Origin of the sequence: Corallincola platygyrae, assembly GCF_039544265.1 — a bacterium.
In the GTDB taxonomy this organism is placed as follows: Bacteria; Pseudomonadota; Gammaproteobacteria; order Enterobacterales; family Neiellaceae; genus Corallincola; species Corallincola platygyrae.
Window position 1 is genome coordinate 1 of record NZ_BAABLI010000006.1, and the last position, 18,316, is coordinate 18,316.

At 48.1% G+C, this 18,316-nt stretch carries 13 protein-coding genes; 7 read left to right on the plus strand and 6 right to left on the minus strand.

Going from position 1 to position 18,316, the window contains the following annotated elements; genetic code table 11:
* Positions 1-272: IS200/IS605 family transposase (gene tnpA / locus ABEA14_RS03750; protein WP_345338519.1), on the plus strand; the 272-nt coding region annotated here is incomplete at its 5' end.
* A 139-nt stretch (positions 273-411) separates the two neighbouring features.
* Here the strand turns inward: tnpA and astB are convergent.
* Positions 412-1,749: an N-succinylarginine dihydrolase gene (astB, locus tag ABEA14_RS03755; protein WP_345338520.1), complete on the minus strand. Its 1,338-nt coding sequence runs from the start codon at positions 1,747-1,749 to the stop codon at positions 412-414.
* Positions 1,750-1,947: 198 nt separating this feature from the next.
* Here astB and topA point away from each other — a divergent pair, with 198 nt between their 5' ends.
* Entirely contained in the window at positions 1,948-4,578 is a 2,631-nt protein-coding gene (topA, locus tag ABEA14_RS03760; protein WP_345338522.1) for a type I DNA topoisomerase, read from the plus strand.
* A 131-nt stretch (positions 4,579-4,709) separates the two neighbouring features.
* On the opposite strand, the gene ABEA14_RS03765 is transcribed toward topA, so the two are convergent.
* Genes ABEA14_RS03765 through ABEA14_RS03775 form a run of 3 tightly spaced genes read right to left on the minus strand, consistent with a single transcriptional unit; the run spans position 4,710 to position 7,807 of the window.
* Positions 4,710-5,477, minus strand: a complete 768-nt coding sequence (locus ABEA14_RS03765; protein WP_345338523.1) for a DNA repair protein — start codon at positions 5,475-5,477, stop codon at positions 4,710-4,712.
* A 60-nt stretch (positions 5,478-5,537) separates the two neighbouring features.
* On the minus strand, positions 5,538-6,236 hold the full coding sequence (locus tag ABEA14_RS03770; protein ID WP_345338524.1) for a sensor histidine kinase: 699 nt from the start codon (positions 6,234-6,236) through the stop codon (positions 5,538-5,540).
* Entirely contained in the window at positions 6,233-7,807 is a 1,575-nt protein-coding gene (locus ABEA14_RS03775) for a response regulator (RefSeq protein ID WP_345338525.1), read from the minus strand. The genes ABEA14_RS03770 and ABEA14_RS03775 overlap by 4 nt, the downstream gene beginning before the upstream one ends.
* 194 nt (positions 7,808-8,001) lie before the next feature.
* On the opposite strand from ABEA14_RS03775, the gene cysB reads away from it, so the two are divergent.
* The gene (cysB, locus tag ABEA14_RS03780) at positions 8,002-8,976 is read left to right on the plus strand and encodes an HTH-type transcriptional regulator CysB (protein ID WP_345338526.1); all 975 of its coding nucleotides are present in this window, start codon (positions 8,002-8,004) and stop codon (positions 8,974-8,976) included.
* Here the strand turns inward: cysB and ABEA14_RS03785 are convergent.
* Complete coding sequence (locus ABEA14_RS03785) at positions 8,973-9,551, minus strand: NUDIX hydrolase (protein ID WP_345338527.1); 579 nt, start codon at positions 9,549-9,551, stop codon at positions 8,973-8,975. The genes cysB and ABEA14_RS03785 overlap by 4 nt on opposite strands.
* A gap of 4 nt (positions 9,552-9,555) precedes the next feature.
* Complete coding sequence (pabB, locus tag ABEA14_RS03790; protein WP_345338529.1) at positions 9,556-10,932, minus strand: aminodeoxychorismate synthase component I; 1,377 nt, start codon at positions 10,930-10,932, stop codon at positions 9,556-9,558.
* A 375-nt stretch (positions 10,933-11,307) separates the two neighbouring features.
* On the opposite strand from pabB, the gene ABEA14_RS03795 reads away from it, so the two are divergent.
* From ABEA14_RS03795 to ABEA14_RS03810, 4 genes are all read left to right on the plus strand, one after another.
* Positions 11,308-12,819 (plus strand): fumarate hydratase, encoded by a 1,512-nt coding sequence (locus tag ABEA14_RS03795; protein ID WP_345338651.1) that lies wholly within the window; start codon positions 11,308-11,310, stop codon positions 12,817-12,819.
* 178 nt (positions 12,820-12,997) lie between these two features.
* A complete protein-coding gene (locus ABEA14_RS03800; RefSeq protein WP_345338530.1) occupies positions 12,998-14,089 on the plus strand; it encodes an efflux RND transporter periplasmic adaptor subunit in 1,092 nt (363 codons plus the stop codon).
* Positions 14,090-14,108: 19 nt separating this feature from the next.
* A complete protein-coding gene (locus ABEA14_RS03805) occupies positions 14,109-15,221 on the plus strand; it encodes an efflux RND transporter periplasmic adaptor subunit (protein WP_345338531.1) in 1,113 nt (370 codons plus the stop codon).
* Positions 15,218-18,295 (plus strand): efflux RND transporter permease subunit, encoded by a 3,078-nt coding sequence (locus tag ABEA14_RS03810; protein WP_345338532.1) that lies wholly within the window; start codon positions 15,218-15,220, stop codon positions 18,293-18,295. Before ABEA14_RS03805 ends, ABEA14_RS03810 begins: the two co-directional genes overlap by 4 nt.
* Positions 18,296-18,316 lie beyond the last annotated feature (21 nt).

Below are 18,316 nucleotides of genomic sequence, written 5' to 3' on the forward strand. Positions count from 1 at the left end.
AAATAGATCATGTGCATTTGGTTGTGAGGATCCCTCCGAGCCTGAGTGTGTCTGAACTGATGGGAACACTCAAAGGAAGAACAACGATAAGGTTATTTAACAAGTTTCCGTATTTAAGAAAGAAGAAACTGTGGGGTAATCACTTTTGGCAACGAGGCTACTTTGTCGATTCAGTAGGTGTAAACGAAGATATCATTCGACGGTATGTTCGATACCAGGATAAACAATCGAAAGAAGAAGAGCAGCGCCAATTACAGTTGGGAGTTAGTTAAAGCAGAAAGGCACCCTTATAGGGTGCCCAAAAGCAAAGCCACCTGCTATGCAGGTGGCTTATTTACTTAAGAATGTCCCGTCCTGAAATAGATCTCCAATGTGTAAACTCATTTTAGGACGGCACAAATGGCTTCAGCTTTAACGCTGAAACTGATAAACGCTACCCAGCTGCAAATGTTGCGTCAGTGCATCCAGCGCCTCGCGGCTTTCTAGCAGCAGGCTAGGGTCAGCTAAATCGGCAAAGCTCACCTCATCCCGATAGTACTTATCAGCCCAATTGTTTAGCGTTTGGAACAACGCATCATCTATCAGGCATGACTGGTTTACTGCCGCTAGTTCTTGTTCGCTCAGGGCTACTCTAAGGCGCAAACAGGCTGGGCCACCACCGTTCTGCATGCTTTGTTTAACATCGAAATAGTGAACCTGTTTAACTGGTGTGTTTCTTGTTACCAACTCATTCAGGTAGGCGTATACCCCTTCGTGCTCCTGGCATTCCGAAGGTGCAATAATAGCCATTTCGCCGCTTGGCTTAGTGATTACCTGGGTGTTAAACAGGTAGGTTTTAATCGCATCTTGAACAGATACTTCGTTGCGTTTAACTTCAATGAAATGGAGCTCATTGTCGCCAAATTTGGTTCTAATTTCGCTTAAAGCTGCTTCTGTGTCGGCAAATGCATCCTGATGATAAAAGAGCACGTTTCCATTGCCGACAGCGATAACGTCGTTATGGAATACGCCTTGATCAATCACATCAGGGTTTTGTTGAATATACACAGCATTGTTTTCACCCAATTCGTGCAGGCGGGCTACTGCCTGGCAGGCTTCAAGCGTATGTCTTGCGGGAAACTTTGTAGGCGCAGGCTGAGATCTGTCAAATGCATGCTTACCGTAAACAAATAATTCAACACCAGCGGTTCCATAATCACTGCACAATCGTGTATGGTTTGCCGCGCCTTCATCGCCGAAAGCGTCATTATCTGGCAAGTGTTGGTGATGCTTAAAGTGCTTGTCTGAGGCAAACACACTTTTTAAGATGCGGCCGGTTGTTTCTGGCTCTAGTGATCGATGGAACTTATTGGCCAGGTTCGCCGGTGTAAAGTGCACTTTTTGATTTGCTGTATCAGCACTCGGAGATACCGTGGCTGCATTTGCAGTCCACATGCTTGATGCTGAACAGCACGCACTGAGAATGGCTGGAGCCTGTTTTGCCGCTTTGGCAAGAACTTCGGCATCAGTGCCAGTAAAACCCAAGCGGCGAAGGGTGTAGATATCAGGGCGCTCTTGCGGGGCCAGAATGCCCTGAGTCATGCCCATGTCATGCAAAGCCTTCATTTTGGCTAGACCTTGCTTCACCGCAGCTCTGGGGTTTGATTTTGCACTGGCATTGGATAGCGAGGCTACATTGCCGACTGAGAGACCTGCGTAGTTATGTGTTGGCCCAACCAGGCCATCAAAATTAGCTTCAAGGTGTTTCATCTATGCTCCGGAGTGGGGCTTTATAGTTATGTGTTAATAGCTGAGCGAACGAGTATAAATAAAAGAAGTGGCTAAACCTATGGTGATGTACGCATCAATCTCACCTATTTGTCATGTTTGATGTTGACAGAAATGTGTAACACAGGTTAACCCTCTATATATAGAAGTCCACAAGCGGACGATTGACGACAGGAAAGTATGTCTAAATCACTGGTTATTGTAGAGTCGCCAGCCAAGGCGAAAACGATTAATAAATATCTGGGCAGCCAGTTCGTGGTGAAGTCCAGTGTTGGTCATATTCGGGATCTTCCCACCAGCAGCAAAGGCAAGGCGGCGTCAGAACGTCAGTCTACAAAAGGCCTGTCTGCTGAAGAGAAGGCAGAGCTCAAGCGAAAGAAAGATTACGCATCCTTGGTTTCCAGAATGGGGATTGACCCAGAAAAGGACTGGGACGCGCATTACGAAGTACTTCCCGGTAAAGAGAAAGTTGTAAACGAACTCAGAAAGATTGCTAACAGCGCCGATCAAATCTATCTCGCAACGGATTTGGACCGCGAAGGAGAAGCGATCGCGTGGCATCTTCAGGAAATCATTGGTGGGGATCCTAACCGCTACAAGCGAGTGGTATTTAATGAGATCACTAAAAACGCCATCCAAGATGCATTTTCTCAACCGGGTGAGCTCAACATTGACCGCGTCAATGCCCAGCAGGCGCGACGTTTTCTCGATCGTGTTGTTGGCTTTATGGTTTCGCCTCTGCTGTGGAAAAAGATTTCCAGAGGCTTGTCTGCAGGCCGAGTGCAATCGGTTGCCGTGCGATTGGTTGTTGAGCGAGAGCGAGAAATTAAAGCTTTTGTTCCTGAAGAGTACTGGAACATACAAGCGGATACTTTGACCGGCAAAGGGCAGTCGTTGCTGCTGGATGCGGTAAAAGTAAGCGGTGAAAAGCTAAAGTTAACCAACAAAGCAGAAGCTGATGCTGCTCTGTCTTATCTCACTAGTGCAACGTATTCTGTTGCTGAACGAGAAGACAAGCCAACAAGCTCTCGACCGTCAGCACCATTCATTACTTCGACATTGCAGCAAGCTGCAAGTACGCGGCTAGGTTTTGGTGTGAAAAAGACCATGACACTGGCACAGCGCCTTTATGAAGCGGGCCACATCACCTATATGCGTACTGACTCAACAAATTTGAGTCAGGAGGCTGTGTCAGCTGCAAGAGAGTTTATTGCTGAGAGCTATGGTGACGCTTACCTACCTGGTAAACCAAACAGCTATGGCAGCAAAGAGGGCGCACAAGAGGCTCACGAGGCAATACGCCCTTCTGACGTGAATAAGCCTGCTGCCGCTCTGGCTGATATGGAGAAAGACGCTGTACGCCTTTATGAGCTGATTTGGCGCCAATTTGTTGCCTGTCAGATGGTGCCGGCGAAGTACGATGCTTCAACAATCAAAGTGACGGCCGGTAATTATGAGTTAACAGCCAAAGGTCGCACCTTACGTTTTGATGGTTGGACGAAAGTGCAACCGCCAAAGGGTAAGAAAGAAGATATCGTGCTACCTGACGTTGCAGTTGGCGAGACCTTGTCACTGCAGAAACTCGATCCGTCACAACACTTCACTAAGCCACCCGCTCGCTACAGTGAGGCGTCTTTGGTCAAAGAGCTGGAGAAGCGGGGGATAGGTCGTCCTTCTACCTACGCATCGATTATTTCGACCATTCAGGATCGAGGTTATGTGCGTGTTGAGCAGCGTCGTTTCTATGCCGAGAAAATGGGAGAAGTGGTCAATGATCGCTTAGTCGAAAACTTCAAAGATCTGCTGAATTACAGCTTTACTGCTGAGATGGAAGGCCGCCTTGATGAAATTGCATCAGGCGAACAAAGCTGGAAGCAAGTACTGGATACCTTCTACGACGAATTTAAGCAGCAGTTGGATAAAGCGGAGCTTCCACCCGAAGAAGGGGGAATGCGTCGCAATGCCATGGTGATGACCGATATCGACTGCCCGACCTGCTCGCGAAAGATGGGTATCCGAACCGCGTCAACAGGCGTATTTTTGGGTTGTGAAGGTTACAACCTGCCGCCTAAAGAACGTTGTACAACAACAATGAACCTAGTGTCTGGGGATGAAGCTGTTGCCATCGAGAGTGATGATGAAGCTGAAGCTCAAGCGCTGGTTCATCGTAAGCGCTGTCCGAAGTGCGGCACTTCAATGGATAGCTACCTCATCGACGAACAACGCAAGCTTCATGTTTGCGGTAATTCGCCGATCTGTGATGGCCACGAGATTGAGCTTGGTCAGTTTAAGATTAAGGGCTATGACGGCCCTGTATTGGACTGTGACAAGTGCGGTTCTGAGATGCAACTGAAGTCAGGTCGCTTCGGTAAATACTTCGGTTGTACAAATAGCGAGTGTAAGAACACACGTAAGCTTCTTAATAGTGGCGAGCCTGCGCCACCAAAAGAGGATCCGGTGCATTTGCCTGAGCTGCCTTGTGAGAAGTCTGATGCTCACTTTGTACTCAGAGACGGGGCGGCAGGTATTTTCCTGGCTGCCAGCACTTTCCCTAAGTCCAGAGAGACACGTGCACCGTTTGTTGACGAGTTGCGTCGATTCCGAGACCGCATCTCGCCTAAGTTCCATTATCTGGCGGATGCGCCGGCAACGGATGACAAAGGAAATCGGTCATTAGTGAGATTTAGCCGCAAAACTAAGACCCAGTATGTAACCAGTGAAGTCAATGGTAAACAAACGGGTTGGATGGCTGTCTATGAAGATGGTAAGTGGCGAGAGCAGAAGCGTTCTGCAACCAAGAAGAAAAAGTAATGGATAGGGCAGGGTTTCCTGCCCTTTCTTTTTTACTGTACGGGACTGAATTAAAGAATCAAAGTTTTCAGCTAACTGAAGCCATTAAAAAAGCCAGCATCTGCTGGCTTTTTACTTCTTGAAGGAGAGGGTTACCACTTTTTCTTGGGTTGGAACAAAACGTCCAAGTCGTCGTGTTCTTTCTCTTTTCTCTTCGAGATCTGTTTATCGCTCTCTTGTTTCACAGAGCTTGCTATCTCTTCCGAAAGCCTCTCTACTTCAGCGATTTTCTCTTGGATATATTGGTCCTGGCCTGTTTGGTTGTGCAGCAAGCGCTCGGCTTTATCTAACAGTTCGCGTGCAGAGCCAAACTGACGCATAGCTCTGGCTGCCAATGCACGCTTAATTGCATTTTCCAGGCTCACTTTCAACTGAATGCGATCCAGGAATTTCTCTTCTCTGGCAAACGTGCTTGGATCGACACGACCTTTGGTATGCTCGGAACGCAATACCAAGCGAAGCTTTTTCAGCGCCTGCACATATTGCACTGCGACTTTTTCGCTATCGGGATAGTTGAAGGAGGCTTCATCTGGCTCGGAGAATTCCTTATTGATTTGTTCAATAGTGATTTCCATCGCCCTAATGCGTTTGCTTATCTCAATGCTCTCCGTTGAAACCTCTAGCAGCGCATTGAGCGCCTCGATGTTTCGCTTGTAGAGCATTAGCGTGACGCTCTTTGTCAAAGGAAGTTTCGATGCATAACTCAGCATCTCTTCTGTCTCATCAATGATCGCCTTTTGGCGGGCCAGCTCGGCACGTCGCTCAGCTTCAACTTTCTCTTTGTGCTGTTGAATGACGTTAACGCCAATCACCAGCAGTAAGAGGATCCCTATTAAACCAAAAACTATATAGAGCGTCATGATCCAGCCCGATTAAAATGAGAGGGTAGTAGCCCCTCTACTTTAACTAAATTCAAATAATTAGGGTAGTCTCAGGGTGAAAACACTACCACCAAGACTACTACTGTTTTTCAATTCTATGGTTCCCGTCAAATCATTGCGTCGATGTGCCGACGCAATGATCTGAGCAAAGAACAAACCCAAGCCTGTGCGGCCGGATTGCATGTTTAAATTGTCCTGCATTGAAGTATGCATCGAGAGCATCTCTTTCGGGTAACCATTGCCGTTGTCACAGATCTCAATTTCTAAAAAACCTTCGCGCTCTCTTGCGGTTATTTGAATCTGGTTCTGTGTATAGCGCATTGCGTTGACCAAAACATCATTGAGTAGTGAGGTGACAAGGTCTTGATCCACGTACCAGCAAAGATCTGGCTCGATGTCTGTTTCTACCTGAATACCGCGAGATTGAATGTAGAGTTGGTTACGCGCGACCAACTCATCGACCAGGTCTTCAATAAAAAACTCTTCAATATGCAGCGGCAGTTGTTGCCTGTCTGCGCGGTAAAGCGCGAGCAGATGTAACAGGTCACCATTCAGACGAGAAGCTTCATAGTGAAGGTTTGCCAGTTCAGGTCCGTACTTGGGGTTCTCATCGGTAATCTGCATTGCCAGCGTATCAAGCGACTGAATAAGCATACACAGGCTATTTTTCATGTCATGGACACTGGTTGCCAGGACAGAGGAGAAGTCGATCGACAGTGGCTGTTTTTTACTGCTCATTTGGGCTCTCTTAATGCAACAAAGCGTTTGACCAATTGCTGCACTCTAGCATGACGGTTGTCATCCTCTGGCAACTTAAGGCTTAAGTTGAGACATGCTTTGCACGCTTGTGTTTCTGTTTTAGATAAGGGCTGAAATTCAGCCTGCTTTAACAGGGCCTGCGCTAGGTTGATAGCGATTGCTAAACTAGTAGGGTGCTGTTGGCGCGCCGCGGCAAAACACTTTACAGCCTCTTTGATATGACCGTCAGAATAAAGCTTAAGCCCTAGTCTGTTGTCTGTGCAGCGCTCCTCTTCATGTTCGGTATTCTCAAGCTGTTTATTAACAGCTAACAAGGCTTCTTCATCGGACATGGCTTTGCACAACGACTGAAACTGCGTAAGTAGCGCATCCTCCTGGACACAGTCCATATTGGAAACCAGCTCCTTTTTGAGTCGCAGATACATCTCTTTAGCGGCTTCCTTTTTGCCTTCAGCCAAAGCTGCTTCAGCTCTAACCGCCATGGTTTCCCATTGCATAAAATGACTTGCGCTGTAGAGCTTTTGGTCCTCTTTGAGCAGGCTTTGCAGTTCGTTAGCTATTTTAACTTTGGCCATGCCCTGACTGGCGTTCATCTTTTCCAGCATGGCTTTTTGCCTGAGAATGAAGTCTTCAGGGGTCTTTAAAGACGAGTTTTTAGCCTGCTTGGTCAACTGTTTCAGATAGCGCACTTTACTATCTAAATCTTGGTTTTTATCAGCGACCAATGCTGCATGACGCAGTCGTTCCAAGCTGCGAGGGCTAACATTTATCGCTTGTTGCAATGCGTCTTGAGCAGCTTGATAGTCCCCAAGATTTTCATGGGCCAAGGCTTTAAGATCCCATGCCTGAACGGCTCTGGTATTTTCCGCTAGTATTGGCTCAACCAGTTTCAGTGCACTTTCTCCGCCTTCAGTTTCCAGTGCCACTTTAACTAGCCCCAATCTTGCCCATAGGATCGGTCTGGCTTGAACTGCAGCATCAAAGATGGTTTTCGCTTTGTCCCATTTTTCCTGGGCAATGTATATTTCTGACAGATACCTGAGTGCAGTGGCTCTCGCTTTGGGCTCTTGTTGTAACTTGAGGGCGATCGCTTCGGCTTTGGCGTAGTTAGATTCATCCAATGCTTTGAGAAGCGGGGTCAGCAACTGCTTCTTTGCCAGCAGTCTATCGATTCGGGTATGTAACGTATTCTTGGTAAACGGTTTGGTCAGATAGTCGTCAGGCCGACACTCTAATGCCCCCATTACCATATGCAGCGAGTTTTCAGCTGATGCCATTAAATAGAGGGTGTCGTGCCTGAGGATGCCTAGTTGACTGAGTTCCTCAAGCAGCTGTTGACCATCTTTACCGTCACCCAGGTTGAAATCGGAGATGACAACGTCATGACGAAATTCACTGTAGAGCGCAAACGCATCTTCGGCATTGCTGGCCAAATCGATCTGCTTTGCTCCAAACTCTTCCAGCATTTTTCTTACGGTCAGACGAAATTCTGAGAAGTCATCAATGACTAAGAATCTGCGTTTGGCATAGCGCTGAAAATGATCGGTCATTGAGTTGGCTGTAGCCAACGGCGTCTCTCCAATCTTCTTTCTCAGCCCAAAGAATTGGCCAAACCATTGAATTGGTAAAGCAAATTCACCATTAAATGCGTGCGAGGTAACGCTTTTTCGTTAAATTAAACTGCTATTGCATATTTTATAGCTTAGAATTTTATGCAAGTGGTAACCAACAGCATCGGTGGGTGATGAAACTACAGCAACTGCGATACATAGTCGAAGTGGTTAACCATAACCTAAACGTTTCCGCGACGGCGGAAAGCCTATATACCTCTCAACCCGGTATCAGCAAGCAGGTTCGAATGCTTGAGGATGAGCTGGGGATCCAGATTTTCGGCCGGAGTGGCAAACACCTGACCCATGTGACGCCTGCAGGTCAAGAGGTGATAAATATTGCCACCAGCATTCTCTCTAAAGTTGAGAGTATCAAAGCGGTTGCCCAAGAGCACACGCAACCTGATCAAGGTGTGCTGAACATTGCTACCACTCATACCCAGGCGCGTTATGCCTTACCCAAGGTGATTAAAGGTTTTATGGACCGGTACCCTAAGGTGTCGCTGCATATGCATCAAGGTACGCCCAGCCAGATCAGTGAAGCGGCAGCGAAAGGGGAGGCGGATTTTGCTATCGCCACGGAAGCGCTGCACCTCTACCACGACCTAGTGATGTTGCCTTGTTATCACTGGACCAGGAGTCTGGTGGTAAGGGCCGATCATCCGCTGGCGCAATGTGACAACCTTACGATAGAAGAACTGGCCAAGTACCCATTGGTCACTTACGTGTTTGGTTTCACCGGGCGTTCTGAGTTAGATACAGCATTTAATCAAGCCGGTATTTCTCCTCGAATTGTGTTTACAGCAACGGATGCTGATGTAATCAAGACCTATGTGCGCTTGGGACTGGGTGTTGGTGTCATCGCTACGATGGCGGTTGATGAAAATGATGACAAGGACTTGGTGGCCCTCGACGCCAGTCATTTGTTTGAGCGCAGCACAACAATGATTGGATTCAGGAAAGGCACTTTTTTGCGAACCTATATGTATGACTTCATCGAGCGGTTTGCGCCGCATTTGACCCGGGATGCAGTGGAGCATGCCATGTTGATGCGAAGTGCTGAGGAAGTTGAAAAGCTATTTGCAGACGCAGACCTGCCGGTACTCTAGGAGCTGGTCTTTGTTTGCTCGGTAGCAAGTTGACCAATCAGGTTGATGAGAACCTGTGCGGTCATTCCCCAGATAAGCCCTTTACTTGATTGCGTGCCAAACACTTCGATATGTCTGCCTTGCAGATTAATCTGTTCGGCACGGTATCTATCAGCGCTTAACACTTCATGAACTGGGAGAGAGAACAAATCGGCAACTTCCCGTTGGTCGGGGTTCATAGAGATGGTGTTTAAAATTGCCAGATAAGGTTGTACGTAAAATCCAGTGCGTGTTTTCAGAGCTGGCAAGCTTCCAATGATGGACAAGTCCTCTCTTGAAAGACCGAACTCTTCCTCTGTTTCACGGATAGCCGTTTCCATCAGATCGATATCTCTTGCTTCTCGTTTTCCTCCAGGAAAGCAGATCTGGTCAGGATGATGTTTCGCCTCTCGGGGCCTGCGCATAAAGAACATCTCTAAATGCTGTTCACCTTGCCACAGTGGAACCAATACGGCAGCCTCTGTTTCATCACCTTTGGCTTGAGATGCTTGTGATTGGTGTAAGTGAAAGCGTGAGAGCAGGGTGTTGAGTTGCATCAGTTCAATCTCCCGACGCCAATATAGGGAGAATCTTCGCGATTTTGTCCTTTGTCTCCTGGTATTCCTCGTCTGCAATTGAGTCATACACCAGACCACCGCCGCCCCAGCAGTGGATCTTACTCTCTTCACAGATGAGGGTACGGATAGCAATGTTGGAATCCAGTTTACCGCAGGCACTGATATAGCCAATCGACCCACAGTAAACGCTGCGGCGGTGAGGCTCCAATTCTTCAATGATCTCCATCGCCCTCACTTTGGGGGCGCCCGTTATTGAGCCTCCTGGAAAAACGGCTCTGAGCAACTCGTAGGCATCTGTACTTCCGGCGAGTTCGCACTCAATGGTACTAACCAGGTGGTGAACGGCTGGGAAGCTTTCAATATCAAACAGCTTGGGAACGACTACCGTTCCGGGTTTGGCAACTTTACTCAGATCGTTTCTTAACAAATCAACAATCATCAAGTTTTCTGCTTTGTCTTTTTCGGCATTTTGTAATGCGAGCCGGGCTTGTTCATCTCGCTCTGGTGAGTTCGAGCGTGGCCTTGTGCCTTTAATTGGCTTGGTTTGGACCTTCTTGTCATCGACACTCAGTAAGCGCTCAGGAGAAACACTTATTATTGCGCCACCGCCTGTTTTGATAAAAGCAGCGAAGGGCGATTGGTTTGCCTTTTGGAGCTTTATGTAGGCATCCCATTCGTTACCTTCATAATCCGCGGTGTAGCGTTGAGCTAGGTTAATTTGATAGCAGTCACCTTGGCGCAGGTAGTGTTTTATACGGCCAAATTTTTCTTTGTACGCCTGTTCGGTCATATTTGATTGCCACTGGGAGACGAGCATAAAAGGTGCATCAGTGGCGCAGCACTCGACATTTTTGTCTAACAACGGCTTTAGACTATCCAAAGCCTGCCTTGTCCAGCCAAACAGGGTCACTTTGCCACTTTCTTGGCAGCGAATGATCCCCTTGTCATAGAGCCCCATAGCCAATTGAGGGAGGGTAATGTCGCTTTCTGCTAGCGTTGGTAGTGTCTCAATGGCCCTGCCCAAATCGTAGCTCAAATAGCCGAGCCATCCTCCGCAGAAAGGGAGCTGATTTGGAGCAATCGCAGGCATCCATTTTTCAGCCTGCGCTCTTAGCAACTCAAATGGATCTTGCTCTATTCGTTCTATATTGCCGTTTCTATGTGTTATCAGGCTTGAGTCACCTTCAAATGTAACCGTGAGCAATGGGTCAAACACCATGATGTCGTAGTGCGCATCCATATGTTGACTGTTTCCAGAATCTAACAGAATCGACCATGGCAAGTCGGAAACCTCTGAAAACAGTTCATGAAGCGTATCTAATTGATCATCAAGTTGATGAAGGTGAAGCGAATTTCTCATATTGGAAGTGTTAAAACGTGCGCTGAGCAGGGTAGTTTGGGTTTGATTACGAGAGTATCATAAGTCGCAATTACAGTGCGCTTCGCTTGAAGGTGTTCAGCCTAGAAATCTGTAAATAATGCCAATCGGAATAAGAGTATGATCTACCAGCGTGAGTTTGAATCACTATAGGCAAGGCAGGTGGTTGAAGGCATAGTTGTTCTACGCCGAAGTTAGCTAACGTGGCATAAAGTGATTTAAAACCCACCCAGGCTTCCTGGTTGACCATATATTTATGCGGATTGATATAAAAGGTTCCCAGTTAAAAACAACAAGGCGGCAGCTTGGAAATAATGACCGCCCTAAATGATCGCAAAAGAAAAAGGTAGCTATGTCATGACTGTCATTCGTCAGCAAGACTTCATTCAAAGCATTGAAGATTCCCTGCAGTTTATCTCTTACTATCATCCGCTCGATTTTGTTCAGGCGATGGAGAAGGCTTACCACGCAGAGGAGAGCCAGGCAGCGAAAGATGCGATCGCCCAAATACTGATTAATTCCCGCATGTCGGCAGAAGGCCACCGGCCTATCTGTCAGGACACAGGGATTGTGACCTGTTTTGTCAAAATCGGCATGAAGGTTCAGTTTGAAGGTGATCTGACGGTTCAGGAACTGGTAGATGAAGGGGTACGTCGTGCCTACAACAACCCTGATAATCCACTACGTGCGTCTATCGTTGCTAACCCAGTTGGCAAGCGCACGAACACCAAAGACAACACGCCAGCGGTTGTGCATGTAGAGATGGTTAAAGGTGACAAGGTTGAGGTTATGGTGGCTGCCAAGGGCGGTGGCTCAGAGAATAAATCGAAGTTTGTCATGCTGAATCCCAACGATTCTGTTGCTGATTGGGTCGTTAAAACCTTACCAGGCATGGGCGCTGGCTGGTGTCCGCCAGGCATGTTGGGACTGGGTATTGGGGGGACCGCAGAAAAAGCGGCTGTACTGGCAAAAGAGTCTTTGATGGATCCAGTTGATATTCATGAGTTGCAGGACCGGGGGCCGCAGAATGATGAAGAAGCGCTGCGCCTGGAAATCTACGAAAAAGCCAACAAGTTGGGTATTGGTGCTCAGGGACTGGGCGGGGTTACCACGGTGCTTGACGTAAAAATAAAAACAGCACCGACTCATGCTGCTAGCCTGCCTGTCGCCATGATCCCTAACTGTGCGGCGACACGCCACGCACACTTCACGCTGGATGGCACTGGTCCAGCGGAGCTAACGCCACCATCCGTCGCTGATTGGCCGGATATCACTTGGGAAGTGGGCGATAATGTTCGCCGTGTAAATGTTGATGAAGTAACGAAAGAAGAGATCCAGACTTGGCGCACTGGAGAGACGGTCCTTTTATCGGGCAAGATCTTAACGGGTAGAGATGCGGCGCATAAACGCATTAAAGATATGCTCGATAAGGGTGAAGGATTGCCTGATGGTGTCGATTTTGAAAATCGCTTTATCTATTACGTTGGTCCAGTAGATGCGGTTGGAGACGAAGTCGTTGGTCCAGCAGGACCTACGACGTCAACTCGCATGGATAAGTATACGGATCTGATGCTGGGACAAACCGGTCTGGTCGGCATGATCGGAAAAGCTGAGCGAGGACCAGCGACAGTCGATTCAATCAAGCAGCACAAAGCTGTTTATCTGATGGCGGTAGGCGGTGCGGCCTATTTAGTTGCCAAAGCGATTAAAAAGTCACGTGTTGTTGCGTTCGAAGATCTCGGAATGGAAGCCATTTATGAGTTTGAAGTTGAGAACATGCCCGTGACTGTAGCTGTTGACTCTACTGGTTCATCGGCCCACGTGAACGGACCTGCGGAGTGGAAAGTTAAACTTCAGGATATTTCTTAATCAATAACTTACCTATTTTTGAGCATTTTGAATGAAAACGCGGCGCTTGCCGCGTTTTTTTGATCCTTATTGGCACTTTATTGGATAAAACTACTCGAAGATCGCAAACATATTGACTAACCTTTCAACTAGTTATGCGAACCCTCTTCGCAGATTTTTAATCACGGTAGGTAAACACATGGCATCTCCCAGCTGGAAACTTGTGGCTGCAGCACTGGTCGGGGCGTTAGCTCTGGCTAATGTCAACGCTATTGCCGATGAAACCACGTCGGCAGCAAAAGACGTCATTCACCCAGTGAAAATTTTCAGGCTTACATCACCCGGCGAGCGCAATATGCGTACTTTCCAGGGGCAAACCGAGGCGAGTGACAGAACAACACTGGCCTTTAGGGTTCCCGGCCAGCTTATCGAGTTTCCGGCACTCGCAGGACAGGAAGTGAAGCAGGGCGAATTACTGGCAAGGCTTGACCCTATCGAATATGAGCTCACGAGAGACAAGGCTGCCGCCAATCACCAGTTGGCACTGGTCGAGTTTAAGCGGACTGAGCGCCTGGTTAAGGACCAGTTGGTCAGTCAGCAGATGCATGACCAGAATCGTACGAATTTGGCGAGAGCTGAAGCGATTTTGGACCAGGCCAAGGCGAATGTGGGTTACACCTATCTAAGAGCGCCATTTGATGGTGTCATCTCTCGTACAGAAGTAGAAAATTGGGATTACGTCAGAGCGAAAGCCTCCATTTTGAATATTCAAGCGGAAGGCATGACCGATGTCATGATCCAAGTTCCTCAAAACGTGGTTACTCAGCTGAGCAGGGAATTTGTGCTCGATTTGAGAGCCTTGGTCAGGTTTGTTGCTCAGCCTAACTACAGTTACTTCGCGGCTGTGACTGAAGTGGATACCGAAGCGGATCCCTCTACGCTGAGTTATGAAGTGACCCTGTCATTACCAACGCCACAGGACTTCAATGTGTCGACAGGCATGACTGTTCAGGTAGAAATTGATATGTCACCTCTTGACCCATTGGCGTCGGACTATTATGTGCTGCCTGAAACTGCGGTTCGAGAGACGGATGGCGAAGCGATTGTTTGGAAAGTGGCGCCTGAGACTATGCAGGTTTCTGCTGTAGCGGTAGAGGTGCTTGGTAAGTCTGGTCGAGATTTGAAAGTAAAGGGTGATCTTTCCAGTGGTGACATGCTAGCCCTTACAGGTACTCATCTACTTGTTGACGGCGCGAGAGTCCGAGAGTGGGTGAGAGAACGTGGATTGTAATGAGATGATAGGTGAACAAATGAAAACCCATTGTGTTACGAAGCGCTCATTACCAACCGCGCTTTTATCTTTGGCTGGGGCTGTTTTACTGAGCGCATGTTCTGAAGCGCCGATAGAACCTAAACTGCCACAAAATGTTCAGGTGTTGCGAGTGGGTGCTGAGCTTCATGGCACCGAGCGAGATTTTCCTGCAGTTATTCAGGCCAATAATCTCAGCACGCTGAGCTTCAGAGTCAGTGGCGAGTTGATTGAGCTGCCGGTGACCTCCGGTATGCAAGTCAAAAAAGGTGACCTGCTTGCCAAGATAGACCCGGCTGATTTTCGACGCCAGGTGACGGATACCGAAGCAACGTTCAAATTGGCTGAGCTGAACTTTGGGCGTGCACAGAAGCTGATTAAAACGGGAGCGATTTCTGCATCAGAACATGACAAGTTGCAGGCCGAATTCCTGATTGCCAAGGCAAACTATGAGATCGCAAAAACGGACCTTGGATTCACTGAGTTAAGGGCGCCCAAAGACGGCACTGTAGGTAGTGTGATCGTCGATAACTATGAGAATCTTCAAGTAGGTCAGGAAGTGCTGTCCCTTCACGACTCGGGCCACTTCGAAGTCCAGGTGAATGTCTCTGAGCAGCTTCTGGCATTAGCTAGAAGAGATACCCCTCAAGACCTTGAGCATCAAGTCACGTTTGAAAGCCTGCCTGGAAAGACTTTCGTAGCACGTAGTTACGAAATGGAAACTGAGAAGGACCCTAATACCAAGTCCTATCGCGCAAAACTCTTGATGGAAAACCCCACTGATGTGCCGATTTTACCGGGCATGAGTGCCGTGGTGACCGTTGATATGAGCAAGATTGAGAGAAACACCTTTGAGGGACTGGTGCTGCCCAGCTCTGCGGTTGTTTTTCAGCCCGATAGTAATGTCGATGGACAGAATGCATTTGTATGGAAATTGGCAGACGATGAAAAAACGGTTGTCATGCAACCAGTTCAAACTGGCCAGCTAAGTAAGGTCGGTATTGAACTGAAAGGTGGCGTCAAACCAGGTGATGTCATTGTCGTTTATGGACAGCAACAGCTGTTTGAAGGTGCCCCGGTAAATGTTGTGTCTGAGAAGGAGATTAATGGATGACCATCGCTGAGTATTCCATTAAAAATAAGGTTATCAGCTGGTTATTGACGCTGATCTTCGCATTGGGTGGCATGGGCGCTTATCTCGGCTTGGGCCAGCTCGAGGACCCTGAGTATACGATTAAAGATGCTGTGGTTGTGACTGCCTATCCCGGCGCATCTCCGCAACAGGTAGAAGAAGAAGTGACCTATAAGCTGGAAATGGCTATCCAGCAGCTTTCCTACGTAGATGAAATAACCTCAATTTCAACTGCTGGCCTGTCTCAGATTACCGTGACCATGCAGAACAAGTACGATAAACATGCTCTGCCACAGATTTGGGATGAGTTGCGTCGAAAAGTCGGTGACATTGCACCTCAGCTACCTCCAGGTGCAGGCACGCCCCTCGTCAATGACGACTTTGGTGATGTTTACGGGGTAATGCTGGCTGTTACAGGCGAGGGGTACACCTACAAAGAACTGAGCAACTATGTAGATTTTCTGAAACGCGAAATCGAAGTTGTTCCTGGTGTCGGTAAAGTGAGTCTGGCAGGTGTTCAGGACGAACAGGTATTTGTCGAAATCTCATACAAAAAGCTATCAGCTTTGGGGATTGCTCCTGACACCATCTTTAATCTGTTAAACGCTCAAAACCTAGTTGCCCCAGCGGGATCGGTGAAACATGAAGATGAGTACATCCGTATCCATTCCACGGGTGAATTTACCAATGTTAAAGAGCTTGAAGATCTGATTATCGCCGGAGCCGGTTCAGATAAGCTGGTTTATCTGCGAGATGTCGCCACGGTTTATCGTGGCTATGAAGAGATCCCTTCAAATATCTACAACTTCAACGGCCAGCAGGCGATTAGTATCGGTATTTCTTTTGCCTCTGGTGTCAACGTGGTGGATGTTGGACGTGCGGTAAAAGCGCGCATGGACGAACTGGATTACACCAAGCCGCTCGGTATGGAAGTTTCATATATCTATGACCAGCCGGGTTCGGTGGCTGTTTCTGTTAAGGGCTTCATACTCAACCTGGTCGCGGCCGTTGCCATCGTTGTTATCGTTTTGCTGTTCTTTATGGGCGTCAAGAGCGGCGTATTGATTGGTCTGATCCTGGCTTTGACCGTATTCGGCAGTTTTATCTTTATGAAGCAGATGGCTATCGATCTGCAGCGTATCTCATTGGGCGCGCTGATTATTGCGCTCGGGATGCTGGTGGATAATGCCATCGTGGTGGTCGAAGGGATATTGATCGGGGTCCAGAAGGGCAAGACCAAACTTCAAGCCGCGGTTGAGATTGTTGAGCAAACCAAGTGGCCTCTGCTCGGCGCGACAGTCATTGCGATTGTAGCTTTTGCTCCGATTGGGTTATCAGAGGACTCTACTGGTGAATTTGCTGGCAGTCTGTTCTGGGTACTGATGATTTCACTGCTGATGTCATGGTTTACAGCTATCACCCTGACACCTTTCTTTGCTGATATGTTCTTCAAGGAAGCTGAGCCAAAAGCTGAAGGGGAGTCAGAAGAAGAGACTGATCCCTATAAAGGTGCGGTATTTACTATTTACAAGAAGCTGCTCGACACCTGCATGAAGTTCAAGTGGGTCACCATTGGAGTTTTGGTTGTGTGTCTGGCTGTGGCCATTGTTGGTTTCGGTAAAGTTCGCCAGGCGTTCTTCCCGCCAGCGACAACCCCTATCTTCCTGGTAGATGTCTGGTTGCCTCAAGGCAGTGATATCCGATACACCCATGAGATCGCCAGTGAAATGGAAATGTGGGCGTTGGAACAAGATGAAGTGAAGCAGGTTACTGTCACCACTGGGCAGGGCGCGCAACGCTTTATGCTGACCTATGAGCCGGAGAAGAGCTATTCCGCATACGCTCAGATATTGGTGAATACCAATACGTCAGAAGAGCTGCGGCCGATGATGAAAAAGCTTCGGGAAGAGTTTGCGGTTAAGTATCCTCAGGTAATGCTAAAACTGCGTAATCTGGAAATTGGTCCTTCGCCTGCAGGTAAAATTGAAGCCAGGTTTATTGGGGCAGATCCAGAAGTCCTCAGAAGTCTTGGTGAACAGGCGAAGCAGATCTTGCGTGAAGATCCTGTCGCAACCAATATTCGTGATGACTGGCGTCAGCGCTCTAAACTAATTCGTCCTGTTTTTGACGAATCATTGGCGCGTCGCGCAGGTGTGAGCCGAAGCGATTTAGACAATACCCTCAACATGAGCTTCGCGGGTCGTAGTGTTGGACTCTACCGTGATGGTACCGACTTGCTGCCAATTGTTGCGCGCTTGCCGGACGAAGAGCGTGTTGATATCACCAACTACGAATCGCTACAGATTTGGAGCCCAACGCTGCAGCAGTACATACCTATTCAACAGGTCGCTCCTCAGTACCAGTTGGTTTGGGAAGACCCCATCATTCAACGTAAAGATCGTAAACGTACACTGACCGTGATTGCTGACCATGATCTGCTTGGCCATCAAACAGCTGCTCAGGTGTTTGAACGAGTACGTGGACCGATTGAAGCGATTGAATTACCGCCGGGTTACTACCTGGAGTGGGGTGGTGAGTATGAGGCTTCTACAGATGCTTCGGTAGCTGTGTTTGGCTCTCTGCCAATGGGCTTCCTGATCATGTTCCTGATCACCGTGTTCCTGTTTAATTCGTTCAAGAAGCCACTGGTTATCTGGTGTTGTGTGCCGCTTGCGATTATCGGTATTACCTTTGGTCTGCTCGCGTTGGATGCCGCGTTTGGCTTTATGGCTCTGCTTGGTGCGCTCAGCTTGGTGGGGATGCTACTGAAAAACGGTATCGTGTTACTCGACCAGATTAACCTTGAGTTAAATAGCGGTGTTGAACCCTACAAAGCAGTGTTCATGTCAGGCGTCAGTCGTGTGCGTCCCGTCTCGATGGCGGCGATCACTACCATCCTGGGTATGCTACCGCTGCTGGGTGATGCCTTCTTCGTTGATATGGCGGTGACCATTATGTTTGGTCTCGGTTTCGCGACAGTACTGACCTTATTGGTTGTTCCTGTGCTGTTTGTCGTTTTCCACGGCTACAAGTATCGTCCGCTGAACGAGCTGTAACCACTCCTCGTTTGTTTAAAG